Raw genomic sequence first — 13,222 nt, forward strand, 5'->3', positions numbered from 1 at the left:
GGGGTCCGGCATCGGCCGGCCTCCTGGCTTCGACCGCCGCGCCGTGTTCGCGCGCGGCTATGCTGGCGACGGCGCGAACGGCGCGGGAGGGAACGACGGCATGACACGCATCCTCGGCATTTCCGGCAGCCTGCGCGCCGGTTCGTTCAATACCGCCCTGCTGCGCGCGGCGCAGTCGCTGCAGGTGCCCGGCGTCGAACTGGAACTGGCGACGCTGCACGGCATCCCGCTCTACGATGGGGACCTGGAACGCGACGCGGGCATGCCGCCGGCGGTACAGGCGCTCAAGGCGCGGGTGCTGGCGTGCGACGGCCTGCTGCTGGCCACGCCGGAATACAACAACGGCATCCCCGGGGTGTTCAAGAACGCGGTCGACTGGCTGTCCCGGCCCGCCTCGGACATCCCGCACCTGTTCGGGGGCAGGCCGGTGGCGCTGGCCGGCGCCTCGCCCGGCGGCTTCGGCACGATTCTGGCGCAGAACGCGTGGCTGCCGGTGCTGCGCACGCTGGGCGCGCGCCTGTGGTCCGGGCGCCTGATGCTTTCCCGGGCCGGCCAGGCATTGACCGACGACGGCACCCTGGCCGACGAGCGGGTCCAGGCCCAGCTCGCTGGGTTCCTCGCCGGCTACCGGGAGTTCATCGGTCCCTGATCGCGGCGGTGCGTGGGTCGGCGCAACATGGGACACGGCAAAAGTTTGCGCAGTATCACGCTTCGGACCCTTTCGGCTGCACGAATTCGGTGGCGTATGCCGATCTTCTTGCAAGGGCGATGGACCGGCGCCGGGAACTCAGGGGGCGCCAAGGCGGCCGGCCTTGCATACGTCGGCGCACGGATGACGGCCCCTCATTCTCGCCCTCGATAATCCTTATGGATGTCAGGGTCTTGTCCGATACGGATGCCGTTTGCGGCAGCAAAATGTCCGGCCCGGCATCCCCATTCGCCACCGAATTGCCTTCCGGTGTCATGAAGCCCTGGGTTTTCAGCGCCGGACCGTTGCTCCCGGAACTGTAAAAATTCTGTTGCGCTGCAGGGTGACACCCGTGTTAGCAGCGTGTTATTCCTGATTACGCATCATTTGATAGTGCTATCGGATATCGGGATGCACGCGGGACCATGCAACCGGCCTCGTGCCATGGAACAAGGCTCCAGCGGGTCGCCGCCGGCAGGCGGCGCATCCGGGTTCTGCCAGGGGGGCATGGAACCGTCTTGCCCGGGAAATGCTGTTTTCCGGGCGAATTAAGAAGCAGGCCCATTGCCTGTCAATGGCCCCACAAGGGGGCAGTTACATCAACCAAAGTTCCAAGGGGAGGGAAAGCACATGAATCTTTGCAGCTGTCGATGTCCAGCGCTGTCGAAGGGCGCGCCCACGGCTGGTGCCGTGACGCGTACGAACAATGCGCCGACCCACGTCCAAATCCAGTGCTGAGGACAATTGCATGAATCACAAGCTCAAGCGTTTCAAGTCCGCGGCGATGTTCACCATCGTCGGCGGCATCATCGTCATCAACCCTGCGTTCGCCCAGGACCAGCAGGACGCCACCACGCTCGATACCGTCGTCGTCTCCGGCCTGCGCAGCAGCCTCGACAACGCGATGAACATCAAGCGCGACACGCCCGGCATCGTCGACGCGATCAGCGCCGAGGACATCGGTAAGTTCCCGGACACCAACCTGGCCGAGTCGCTGCAGCGCATCACCGGCATCTCGATCGAGCGCCGCGACGGCGAAGGCGCCCAGGTCACCGCGCGCGGCTTCGGCCCCGGCTTCAACCTCGTCACCCTCAACGGCCGCCAGGTTCCGGGCGCGGACGGCTTCGGCAGCGGCCAGGCGGTAATCGGCGGCGTCGGCGCGGGTACCCGCGGCTTCAACTTCGCCCAGTTGGCCTCCGAGGCCGTCAACGGCGTGACCGTCTACAAGACCGGCCGTGCGGCGCAGCCCAGCGGCGGCATCGGCGCCACCATCGACATCCTCACCGCGCGTCCGTTCAACAACCGCGGCGGCGACGTGGTCGCCAGCGCCGGCGTCAAGGCGCTCTCCGACCAGTCGCAGACCATCGGCGACAACATCACCCCGGAAATCTCCGGCATCTTCAGCTACGCCAACCCGGACAAGACCTGGGGCGTGGGCCTGAGCGCCAGCTACCAGAAGCGTCGCGGCGGATCGGTCCAGGCCACGGAAGACACCTGGAACGTGGCCCGCTGGAGCGGCACCGACTCGCGCCTGCTGCCGGGTGCGGTGGTCGAGAACGCGCCGGCCATCGGCCAGCTCTACTCCATGCCGAACGACGTGCGCTACGCGTACCAGGACTTCCAGCGCGAGCGCATCAACGCGCAGGGCGTGCTGCAGTTCGCCCCGACCGACGCGCTGACCTTCACCCTGGACTACACCTACTCGACCAACGAGATCGCACAGAATCGTGGCGAGCAGACCATGTGGCTGCAGAACAACCTGACCCACGTGACCTTCGACGGCCACCCGGACGTGGCCACCCCGGTCTACATCCGCGACCTGGCCGGCGGCGGCAAGGACTTCGGCTTCGAGCAGCAGCGCGACGAGCAGAAGTTCACCCTGGACTCGCTGGGCCTGAACGCGAAGTGGGACGTCACCGACCGCTTCTCGCTGACCTTCGACGCGCACAACACCAAGGTCGCCAGCCGTCCGAACGATCCGCTCACCGGCGGCAGCTCCACCGCGTTCAGCTTCGGCGGCTTCGCCCCGGATCCCAGCACCAACAACTGGACCCAGGAATACTGGTTCAACAACGGCCTGCCGATCATGGCCCGCACGCTGTTCCCGACCACGGCTGACGCCCAGGCCAACACCAATGGCGTGGTCAACCCCGACTTCACCGTGGACCAGTTCGGCAGCCAGATCATGCGTATCTGGACGACCCGGCAGGATACCGAGGTCAAGCAGGGCCGCATCGACGGCGAGTTCGCCTTCGACAACGGCCGCTTCCTGTTCGGCGTGGATTCCTCCGAGACCAAGATGCGTCGCCTGGGCGTGGACGGCCATGCCCACCTGATGACCCTGGGCGACTGGGGCTCGAACGACCGCGGCACCCTGCAGAGCATGGGCCAGCTCCTGAGGCAGGTCAGCATCACCGACATGTTCAAGGACTTCAGCACCCGCGGCGCCGACTCCAATGCCTGGATCGGCAACGCCAGTGCCCTGGCCCAGTGGGCCGAGAACGTGTGCGCCGATGGCTCCGCGCCGGCGTCCTGGGCGGCCAACAACCGCTGCGACGACATCTCGTCGCGGGTCCGCTCGGTGTACGACAACGACAACATGGTCGAGGAGAAGACCCGCTCCTTGTACGTCCAGTGGGAACAGGACGGCATGCTGGGCGATTTCCCGACCTACCTGGTTGCCGGCCTGCGCTACGAGAGGACCGACGTGACCTCCACCTCGGTCATCCAGGTGCCCAGCGCCATCGTCTGGATGTCCAACAACGACTTCCGCAACCAGTCGTCGCCGGATGCGCAGCCGTTCAGCGAAAAGGCCAGCTACAGCTACCTGCTGCCGAACCTGGACTTCAGCATCGACCTGACGGCCGACCTGAAGGGCCGCGCCTCGTTCAGCAAGACGATCGCGCGTGCGCCGTACGGCAACCTGTTCGCCGGTCCGGGCGCGGGCAATCCCAGCGGTTCGACCCTGTACGGCGAGCAGTTCCGTGCCACCGGCGGTGCGCAGAACCCGTCGCTGCTGCCGCTGGAGTCGGATAACGTCGACCTGGGCATGGAGTGGTACTTCGCTCCGTCCAGCTTCATCGGCGTGACCTACTGGAACAAGCGGGTGAAGAACTTCATCGGCAACACCGTGGCCAGCGAGAACCTGTACGGCCTCACCGACCCGACCTCGGGCCCGGATGCGCAGGCGGCCAACGCGTTCCTCCAGAGCGCGGCTTGCGCGGCCCAGGTCACCGCCGCGGGCGTGGACCCGGAGATCGGCTGTAAGCAGGACTACACCACGCTGTTCGCCGCGACCGCGCTGCTGCGCTACGCGGCGGAGACCGGTGGCCTGGCCGCCTACGACGGCACCGACGCCCAGTCCCTCGCCCTGGAAGACAGGTACGACATCCTCGGCACCGCGGCTGACCCGCTGTACATGTACGACGTGAACAAGCCGGTCAACCAGCGGGCGGCCACGCTGCACGGCTGGGAAATCGGCGGCCAGTACTTCTTCGGCGACAGCGGCTTCGGCATCCTGGCCAACTACACCATCGTGAAGGGTGACGTGGGCATCGACCGTGCCGCCGACCCGGGCGCGGACGTGTTCGCCCTGACCGGCCTGAGCGACACCGCCAACGCCGTGCTGATGTTCGAGAAGTACGGCTGGTCGGCGCGTCTGGCCTGGAACTGGCGTGACGAGTACCTGCAGGCGGCCAACCAGCACGGCAACAACCGTAACCCGTTCTTCGTCGAGGCGTACGATCAGTTCGACCTGAGCGTCAGTTACAACATCACCGACAACCTCACCGTGTCGGCCGAGGCCATCAACATCACGGGTGAGGACGTGCGCTGGAGCGCCCGTACGCATAGGCAGCATCTGCGCGTACTGGACCAGTCGCCGCGTTACATGCTGGGCCTGCGTTACACGTTCTGATGCAAGCAGGGCACCTCGTGCCTGAGTGTTGAAGTCCGGGGACCGCTGCTTCGGCAGCGGTCCCTTTTACCTGAGGTCGAAGAGCCGATATGGCCCGATACGAACTGCTCAACAACATCGCGCACAAGGACTTGCGTGTTTCCACGCGCTTCGGCGAGGAATTCGGCGACAACATCGGCGTGGTCCAGGTGTTTCCGACCGAGTTCGCCGAGTTGCAGCGCGAATACCCGATCTTCTTCCGCGAGGTCGCGGAGGGCGGGTTCGAGACCGTGGCGCTGCTGGGGTTCGACCAGCGCGAGAACCTGTTCGTGCAAGACGGCGGCTGGCATGCCGCCTACCTTCCGGGGGCGATCGCCCGCGGACCTTTTCTGATCGGGTTCCAGGAGCAGATGGTGGACGGCCAACTGCGCAACGAACCGGTCATCCACGTGGACCTGGAGCATCCGCGCGTGGCGCGGGACCAGGACGGGCACCCGGTGTTCCTCGCCCAGGGCGGCAACAGCCCCTACCTGGAGCGGGTCATCGCCGTGCTGCGCGGCATCAACGACGGCGTGCAGGCCTGCAAGGCCATGGTCGCCGCGTTCCAGGCGCTGGATCTGATCCAGCCGATGCAGATGGAAGTGCGCTTCGACGAGGCGCACGCCGTGAACCTGACGGGGCTGCATGGCATCGACCGCGAGCGCCTGGCGGCGCTGGACGCGCCGTCGTTGCATGGGCTGCACCGGTCCGGCTGGCTGGAGGGCGCCTACCTGGTGAGCGCCTCGCTGTACAACATGCGCCGGCTCATCGCCGAGAAGCAACGCCGCCTGCGCGAGCAGGAGGCCACGGAGGCGGAGCAGGTCGCCTGACGCCATGTCCTGGGAGGCCGCCAGTGTCCGCGTCATGGAAGGTTCCAGCCCCGGTGCGCCGCCCTTGCAGACGCTGCTCGGGGACGGGGTGCCGACCCTGCTCAGGGGATTGGCGCGCGACTGGCCGCTGGTGCAACGCGGCCTGCAGTCGCCGCAGTCGGCGATGGACCACCTGCGCGAGCACTACAACGGCCGGCCGGTGCAGTATTCCTGGGGCGATCCCTCCACCCGCGGGCGCCCGTTCTACAACGCCGGCTTCACCGAGCTGAACTGCGAGGTCCGGCGCGGCGGCCTGGACCGGGTGCTGGAGGAACTGGCCTCGCACCTGGACGATGCGCACCCGCCCACCTACTACGTGGCATCGCTGCTGGTCGACCAGTGCCTGCCCGGCCTGCGCGCGGCCGGCAACGACCTGGATTTCTCCGACGCCGGCGTCCAGCCGCCGCCGAGCATCTGGATCGGCAACCGGGTCACCGCCTCGTGCCACTACGACGCGCCGAACAACATCGCCTGCTGCGCGGTGGGGCGCCGGCGCTTCACCCTGTTCCCGCCGGAGCAGATCGCCAACCTGTACCCGGGGCCGCTGGAGCCCACGCCCGGCGGCCAGGCCGTCAGCGTGGTCGACTTCTCCGCGCCGGACCTGGAGCGCTACCCGAGGTTCCGGCAGGCGATGCAGGCGGCCCGGTCGGTGGTGCTGGAGCCGGGCGATGCGCTGTTCATCCCCAGCATGTGGTGGCACCACGTGGAGGGGTTGGACCCGTTCACCGTGCTGGTGAATTATTGGTGGAGTAGCATGCCTGCGTGGATACCCACGCCGATGCATGCGCTCTACCATGCGATGTGGGCGATCCGCGACCGGCCCGAGGGCGAGAAGCGGGCCTGGCGCGAGGTGTTCGACCACTACGTGTTCGGCCCGGCGCCGCGCGCCGGCGAGCACCTGCCGGCACCGGCCCGCGGCATGCTGGGGGAGATCGACGAGATGCGCGCCCGGCAGTTGCGGGCGATGCTGATCGACAAGCTCAACCGCTGACGTGGGGGAGCATGCGAAGGGACGGCGATCGGGTGCGCCGCCCCGGCCGCGCCGGAAGGCGGCGGCGCGGTACCCGAAGGACGCGGCCATGGCCGCGATGTTGCAGATATCGTTGGGGAGAATCGAGTTGAACGAGAATGGCAGGATTCGCAAGGTCGTCATCGCCGGTGGCGGCACTGCGGGCTGGGTGGCCGCGTGCGCGCTGACCCATCAGTTCCGCGACCTTCTGGACATCACCCTGGTCGAGTCGGAGCAAGTCGGCACCGTCGGCGTGGGCGAGTCGACGATCCCGACCATCCGAACCTTCCACAAGCTGTTGCAGATCGACGAGCGCGAGTTCCTCAGCTCGGTCGCCGGCAGCTTCAAGCTGGCCATCTCGTTCGAGAACTGGATCCGCCCGGGGTCGCGCTACATCCATCCGTTTGGCACCACCGGTGTGAACACCTGGTCGGTCGACTTCCACCAGTTCTGGCTGGAGAGCCGCCGCCGCGGCATCCAGGGTGAACTGGGCGACTACTGCCTGGAGACCGCCGCCTCGCTCAAGGACCGCTTCGCCCTGCTCAACACCGGACAGAATAACCAGCAGTGGTCGATGCGCTGGACCAAGGCGCCCTCGACGATGGAGCGCCGCGACGTGAGCTACGCCTACCACTTCGACGCCGGGCTCTATGCCGCGTTCATGCGCGTCAAGTGCGAGGGCCGCGGGCTCAAGCGCATCGAGGGCAAGATCGCCCAGGTTCGCCAGGATCCGGAGAACGGATTCGTGCAGGCGCTGGTGCTGGAGGACGGACAGGTCATCGAAGGCGACCTGTTCCTCGACTGCACCGGCGCGCGCGCGCTGCTGAGCGAGCAGGCGCTGCAGACCGGCTACGAGGACTGGAACCACTGGCTGCCAAGCAACCGCGCGGTGGCGCTGCAGACCGAAGCCGATGGCCCACCGGTGCCGTACACCCGCGCGATCGCGCACGAGGCCGGCTGGCACTGGAAGATTTCGCTCCAGCACCGGATCGGGTGCGGCATCGTGTTTTCCGATGCGCACATGTCCGACGACGAGGCGACCGCCAAGCTGCTGGCCGAGAACCCGGCCAAGCGGCTGCGCGAGCCGTGGATCATCCCGTTCCGCACCGGGCGCCGGCGCAAGGCCTGGAACAAGAATGTGGTCGCCCTGGGACTGGCGAGCAGCTTCATCGAGCCGCTGGAGTCCACCAGCATCCACCTGACCCTGAGCGCAGTCACCCGCCTGGTGCAGTTCTTCCCCTTCGAAGGCATCAGCGAGGCGGCGGCGGAGCGTTACAACGAGGTCAGCCGCCAGGAGCTGGAGCACGTTCGCAACTTCGTCGTGCTGCATTACCACCTCAACCAGCGCGACGAGCCGCTGTGGAAGCAGTGCCGCGAAATGGAACTGCCGCCGGGCTTGGCCGAGCGCATCCAGGTATTCCGTGAGACGGGCTACGCGTGGCAGGGGGAGGACGAACTGTTCCGGCTCGACTCCTGGACCCACTGCATGCTCGGTCAGGGTGTCATGCCCCAGAACCACCACCCGCTGACCCGCGCGCTGTCGGACGCCGATCTCAAGGCCCTGCTCGACGGCGTACGCAAGCCGATCGATGCCGCAGTGGCGGCCATGCCCAGCCAACAGGACTTCATTGACAGCTACTGCAGGGCGCCGGACTCGGCCTGGGAGCAGATGTACGCACGCGCCCGGCAGCATGAGCAGGTGACCGGCAAGATCGCCGGCGTCGGCGGAGGCCTGAAGCAGTGATGCGCGGATGCTGATCGAGACGCACCCCGGACTGTGCCTCCAGCTACGGCGGATCGGTCTGGAACAGCATCACCCGCTGCCGCGGGCGATGTCCAACCAGGAGCAAGGGCATGTTCGAGCACATCCGCAAGCCGCTTGTCCAGGCGATGGCGCAGATGCCCTCGCACGTGGACTTCCTCAACAGCTACTGCAAGGCGCCCGACTCGGCATGGAACTCCCGCGGCCGCTCCACGGTGGGCTGAGCGGGCCGCCATGATCCTGGACCTGAGCCCGGACCTGCGCATCCAGCGGCGCTCCCTCGGCAACGAGGGGGCACCGCTGCTGATCGTCGACAGCCTGCTGGTCGACCCGGATCGGCTGGTGCGCAAGGCCGCGCGCAGCCAGTTCGTACCGCAAAGCAGCATGTTTCCAGGCATCCGCGCCAACGCGCCGTCGACCTACCCGCGCATGCTCGAACAACTGCTCCGGCCGCTGCTGGAGGAACACTTCGGCCTGCCGCGCGACGGCAGCCTGGCGTTCCCCATGTGCCACTACTCGCTGGTCACCACGCCCCCGGCGCAACTGGCGTTCCTGCAGCGGGTGCCGCACATCGACTCGCATGCGCACAACGGCCTGGCCACCGTGCACTACCTGTTTCGCGGCGACTGGGGCGGCACCGCGTTCTACCGCCACCGCAGCACCGGCTACGAATACGTGGACCATGCGCGCAAGCTGGCGTACTTCACCCGGCTGGAGGAGGAAAGCCGCAGCGAGGCCGCCACGCCGCCGGGCTACATCGGCGACGACACGCCGCTGTTCGAGCGCATCGACCGCGTCGACGCTGTGTTCGACCGGCTGGTGGTCTACCGGCGCAACTCGCTGCACTCGGGCGCCATCGACAACCGCAACGTGCCGCCGCCTGACCCGGTGGCGGGGCGGCTGTCGGTCAACAGCTTCATCGATGTACTGGACTGAGCGGACCGGGGACCGCATGCGCGGCACCGGCCCCGGCGACGGAATGGCCCGCACCCGCACGGCCCCGGCCGCCGGGCGCGGCGCCTTCCCGCAGGGATGCGACGACCTCTCCGGCGTCCGCCGGGCGATGCATCCGGGAGTTCCGACTTGAACACCACCTTGTTGCTGTTGATGCAATTGGTCGTGATCCTGGCCCTGGCGCGGCTGTGCGGTGCGGTGCTGGCCCGCGTCGGCCAGCCGCCGGTGATCGGCGAGATGGCCGCCGGCCTGCTGCTCGGCCCGATCGTGTTCGGCGCCTGGATGCCGGAGCTGCACGCGGCCCTGTTCTCGCCGGCCTCGCTGCCGGCGTTGTCCGGGCTGGGGACGATGGGCGTGGCGTTGTTCATGTTCATCGTCGGCGTCGAGCTGCGCGCGCCGGAGGGCAGCCGGGCGCAACTGCGCGCGGCGTTCTCCATCGGCATGCTCGGCATCGCCCTCCCGCTGGCGCTGGGCCTGGCGATCTCGCCGGTGCTGTACGACCGCTTCGCGCCGGCGGGCGTGGGCTACTGGCCGTTCGCGATGTTCATCGCCGCGGCGATGTCGGTCACCGCCTTCCCGGTGCTGGCGCGCATCCTCAAGGACCGTCGCCTGACCCACACCACCCCCGGCCGGCTGGCGCTGAGCGCGGCGGTGATCGACGACGGCTGCGTGTGGATATTCCTGGCGGTGGTGCTGGCCCTGGCCGGCGGTGGCTCCCCGGCCGGCGTCGTGCTTGCGATCGGCGGCGGGCTGGGCCTGGTCGCGGCGGTGTTCCTGGTGCTCAAGCCGCTGTACGCCTGGCTGCTGCGCCCGGCCGGGGTCGAGGGCGACCCGGCCGCATCCGGCCTGGTGTGGATCCTGGTGGGCATGCTGGGCTGTGCCGCGGTCGCCGAATGGATCGGGCTGCACGCGGTGTTCGGCGCATTCCTGTTCGGCGTGTGCCTGCCGCGCGAGGACCGCCTGCTGGCGTGCCTGGCCCGGCGCATCGAGCCGGTGGCGATCCTGCTGCTGATGCCGGTGGTATTCGCCCTGGCCGGGCAGAACACGACGCCGGAGGCCTTCGCCGGCGCGGGCATCGGCATGTTCGGGTTGATCCTGCTGGCGGCGGTCGCCGGCAAGGTGATCGGCTGCTCCGCCGGCGCGCGGCTGAACGGCTACGGCTGGCGCGACAGCCTGGCGGTGGGCTCGCTGATGAACGCGCGCGGGCTGATGGAACTGATCGTGATCAAGATCGGCTTCGACGCCGGGCTGATCGGGCCGGCGCTGTTCACCCTGCTGTTCGCGATGACCCTGGCCACGACCCTGATCGCTTCGCCGCTGCTGAGCCTGTTCTACCGGCACGGCAGCGGGCGCCTGGCGGGCCACGTCGCCGGGGCGGTGCCGCCGCCGCGCTGACCCCGCGTGTAGCGAGCGCTCGCACGCGGCCCCCTGCGCGCCGCGCGAGCCCGCAGCCGGAGCCCCGCGCGACACGGGCGTCCGGCCGCGTGCGCTATCTTCGGCCGGTGTTCCCGCGCGTGGCGGGCGAGGAGGGCGCGTGATCCGCGACATCGTGAGGATGGGCGAACCGGTGCTGCTGCGGGTGGCCGACCCGGTGGAGCACTTCGGCACCGGCGAGCTGCGCGACCTGGCCGCGGACATGTTCCAGACCATGGACGCTGCCGAGGGCGTGGGCCTGGCCGCACCGCAGATCGCGCTGGCCCGGCGGGCGATCGTGTTCGGCTTCGAGGCCAATGCGCGCTATCCCGACGCGCCGCCGGTGCCGCGCACCGCGCTGTTCAATCCGGTCCTGGAACCGCTGTGCGACGAGGTCGAGGACGGCTGGGAGGGCTGCCTGTCCATCCCCGGCCTGCGCGCGAGGGTCCCGCGCTGGCGGCGGGTCCGCTACGCCGGCTACGACGTGGAGGGCCGGCGCATCGAACGCGAGGCCGAAGGCTTCCACGCGCGCGTGGTCCAGCACGAGGTCGACCACCTGGACGGCATCCTGTACCCGTCGCGGATCCGCGACTTCCGCACCTTTGGCTTCACCGACGTGCTGTTCCCGGAGGTCGGGGAGGGGCGGTAGCCGCAACCTCCTCCGTTACCTCCCGTCTCGGCAGGCATCGCACCGGGGCGCTTGGAGGCGGCCGGTCGTTCGATGAAAGGCACGGCGCTTCGGCCTGCGCGGGACGGGCGGTGTCGCCGGGAAGACGATTCCCGGCCCGGGTCGCGTTACTTCAGCGCCTTGAACCGCAGCCGCTTGGGGCCGGCGTCGTCGCCGAGGCGGCGCTTCTTGTCTTCCTCGTACTCGCGGTAGTTGCCCTGGAAGAACTCCACGTGCGAGTCGCCCTCGAAGGCGAGGATGTGGGTGGCGATGCGGTCCAGGAACCAGCGGTCGTGGGAGATCACGAAGGTGTTGCCCGGGAACTCCAGCAGCGCGTCTTCCAGCGCGCGCAGGGTCTCGATGTCCAGGTCGTTGGACGGTTCGTCCAGCAGCAGCACGTTGCCGCCCTGCAGCAGGGTCTTGGCCATGTGCAGGCGGCCGCGCTCGCCGCCGGACAGCGTGCCCACCAGCTTCTGCTGGTCCTGGCCCTTGAAGTTGAAGCGGCCGATGTAGGCGCGCGACTGGATCTCGATGCCGTTGATGTTGAGGATGTCCAGGCCGCCGGAAATCTCCTGGAACACGTTGTGGTCGCCTTCCAGCTTGTCGCGGCTCTGGTCCACGTAGGCCAGGTTCACCGTCGGGCCGATGTCGATCTCGCCCGAATCGGGCTTGACCTGCCCGGTGATCATCTTGAACAGGGTCGACTTGCCGGCGCCGTTGGGGCCGATGATGCCGACGATGGCGCCGGCCGGCACCGAGAAGCTGAGGTCGTCGATCAGCAGCCGGTCGCCGAACCGCTTGCTGACGTTCTTGAACTCGATGACCTTGTTGCCCAGGCGCTCGCCCGGCGGGATGAAGATCTCGTTGGTCTCGTTGCGCTTCTGGTACTCGACCGACTGCAGTTCGTCCAGGCGCGCCAGGCGCGCCTTGCCCTTGGACCGGCCGCCCTTGGCGTTCTGCCGCGACCACTCCAGCTCCTTGGCGATGGCCTTCTGCCGCGCCTTCTCCTGGTTCTCCTCCTGCTTCAGGCGCTCTTCCTTCTGCATCAGCCACTCGGTGTAGTTGCCCTTCCACGGGATGCCGCGGCCGCGGTCCAGTTCGAGGATCCACTCGGCGGCGTTGTCCAGGAAGTAGCGGTCGTGGGTGACGGCCACCACGGTGCCGGTGTAGCGGGCCAGGAACTGCTCCAGCCATTCCACCGACTCGGCGTCCAGGTGGTTGGTCGGCTCGTCCAGCAGCAGCATGTCCGGCTTCTGCAGCAGCAGGCGGCACAGGGCCACGCGGCGCTTCTCGCCGCCGGAGAGCTTGCCGATCACCGCGTCCCACGGCGGCAGGCGCAGGGCGTCGGCGGCCACCTCGAGCTGGTTCTCCAGGGTGTGGGCGTCGCCGGCGGCCAGGATCGCCTCCAGGCGCTCCTGCTCCTTGGCCAGCGCGTCGAAGTCGGCGCCGTCCTCGGCGTAGGCCGCGTAGACCTTGTCCAGCGCGGCCTGGGCCTGCAGCACCTCGCCCACGCCTTCCTCGACCGCCTCGCGCACGGTCTTGGCCGGGTCCAGTTGCGGCTCCTGCTCCAGGTAGCCGACCTTGATGCCGGGCTGCGGGCGGGCCTCGCCCTCGAAGTCCTGGTCCACGCCGGCCATGATCCTGAGCACCGTCGACTTGCCGGCGCCGTTCAGGCCCAGCAGGCCGATCTTGGCGCCCGGGTAGAAGCTCAGCGAGATGTCCTTGATGATCTGCCGCCTGGGCGGGACCATCTTGCTGACCCGGTTCATGGTGTAGATGTACTGCGAGGACATGCTGGCTCCTGGGCGCGCGCCCGGCCCGGCCCGCGCAGGCGGGCAAGGCAGTGGTAAAGGGAAACGGGGATTATAGCGGGGTTCCCCTCCGCGGCCCCCCATGGCCTGGCCGGGCGGCCGGGACGGGCGCCGC

10 protein-coding genes are annotated in these 13,222 nt (G+C 68.5%); 9 read left to right on the forward strand and 1 reads right to left on the reverse strand.

Going from position 1 to position 13,222, the window contains the following annotated elements:
* The first annotated feature begins 100 nt into the window (after window positions 1-100).
* The 9 genes from HNR76_RS01025 (at window position 101) to def (ending at window position 11,278) form a co-directional block, all read left to right on the forward strand.
* Window positions 101-649, forward strand: a complete 549-nt coding sequence (locus HNR76_RS01025; RefSeq protein ID WP_162311384.1) for an NADPH-dependent FMN reductase — start codon at window positions 101-103, stop codon at window positions 647-649.
* A 787-nt stretch (window positions 650-1,436) separates the two neighbouring features.
* Window positions 1,437-4,604, forward strand: a complete 3,168-nt coding sequence (locus HNR76_RS01030) for a TonB-dependent receptor (RefSeq protein WP_162311383.1) — start codon at window positions 1,437-1,439, stop codon at window positions 4,602-4,604.
* Window positions 4,605-4,693: 89 nt separating this feature from the next.
* Window positions 4,694-5,452, forward strand: a complete 759-nt coding sequence (locus HNR76_RS01035; RefSeq protein WP_162311382.1) for a SapC family protein — start codon at window positions 4,694-4,696, stop codon at window positions 5,450-5,452.
* A gap of 34 nt (window positions 5,453-5,486) precedes the next feature.
* Window positions 5,487-6,482, forward strand: coding sequence for a cupin-like domain-containing protein (locus tag HNR76_RS01040; protein ID WP_246428950.1), 996 nt, complete (start codon window positions 5,487-5,489; stop codon window positions 6,480-6,482).
* Between the two features lie 127 nt (window positions 6,483-6,609).
* Entirely contained in the window at window positions 6,610-8,244 is a 1,635-nt protein-coding gene (locus HNR76_RS01045) for a tryptophan halogenase family protein (protein WP_281383358.1), read from the forward strand.
* Between the two features lie 110 nt (window positions 8,245-8,354).
* Window positions 8,355-8,486: a hypothetical protein gene (locus HNR76_RS15540; protein ID WP_281383359.1), complete on the forward strand. Its 132-nt coding sequence runs from the start codon at window positions 8,355-8,357 to the stop codon at window positions 8,484-8,486.
* 10 nt (window positions 8,487-8,496) lie between these two features.
* A complete protein-coding gene (locus HNR76_RS01050) occupies window positions 8,497-9,198 on the forward strand; it encodes a DUF6445 family protein (protein ID WP_162311380.1) in 702 nt (233 codons plus the stop codon).
* 147 nt (window positions 9,199-9,345) lie between these two features.
* Complete coding sequence (locus tag HNR76_RS01055) at window positions 9,346-10,611, forward strand: cation:proton antiporter (protein ID WP_162311379.1); 1,266 nt, start codon at window positions 9,346-9,348, stop codon at window positions 10,609-10,611.
* 139 nt (window positions 10,612-10,750) lie between these two features.
* Window positions 10,751-11,278, forward strand: a complete 528-nt coding sequence (gene def, locus HNR76_RS01060) for a peptide deformylase (RefSeq protein ID WP_162311378.1) — start codon at window positions 10,751-10,753, stop codon at window positions 11,276-11,278.
* Window positions 11,279-11,424: 146 nt separating this feature from the next.
* Here def and ettA read toward each other — a convergent pair whose 3' ends face one another.
* The gene (gene ettA / locus HNR76_RS01065; protein WP_162311377.1) at window positions 11,425-13,089 is read right to left on the reverse strand and encodes an energy-dependent translational throttle protein EttA; all 1,665 of its coding nucleotides are present in this window, start codon (window positions 13,087-13,089) and stop codon (window positions 11,425-11,427) included.
* Between the last annotated feature and the right edge of the window lie 133 nt (window positions 13,090-13,222).

The organism is Pseudoxanthomonas broegbernensis, assembly GCF_014202435.1.
Taxonomy (GTDB): domain Bacteria; phylum Pseudomonadota; class Gammaproteobacteria; order Xanthomonadales; family Xanthomonadaceae; genus Pseudoxanthomonas; species Pseudoxanthomonas broegbernensis.

What these genes read in the sequence shown, in the direction of transcription:
- HNR76_RS01025 (WP_162311384.1), top strand. Translation starts at nt 101, where the DNA reads ATGACACGCATCCTCGGCATTTCCGGCAGCCTGCGCGCCGGTTCGTTC.
- ettA (WP_162311377.1), bottom strand. Translation starts at nt 13,089, where the DNA reads ATGTCCTCGCAGTACATCTACACCATGAACCGGGTCAGCAAGATGGTC.
- HNR76_RS01030 (WP_162311383.1), top strand. Translation starts at nt 1,437, where the DNA reads ATGAATCACAAGCTCAAGCGTTTCAAGTCCGCGGCGATGTTCACCATC.
- HNR76_RS01035 (WP_162311382.1), top strand. Translation starts at nt 4,694, where the DNA reads ATGGCCCGATACGAACTGCTCAACAACATCGCGCACAAGGACTTGCGT.
- HNR76_RS01040 (WP_246428950.1), top strand. Translation starts at nt 5,487, where the DNA reads ATGGAAGGTTCCAGCCCCGGTGCGCCGCCCTTGCAGACGCTGCTCGGG.
- HNR76_RS01050 (WP_162311380.1), top strand. Translation starts at nt 8,497, where the DNA reads ATGATCCTGGACCTGAGCCCGGACCTGCGCATCCAGCGGCGCTCCCTC.
- HNR76_RS15540 (WP_281383359.1), top strand. Translation starts at nt 8,355, where the DNA reads ATGTTCGAGCACATCCGCAAGCCGCTTGTCCAGGCGATGGCGCAGATG.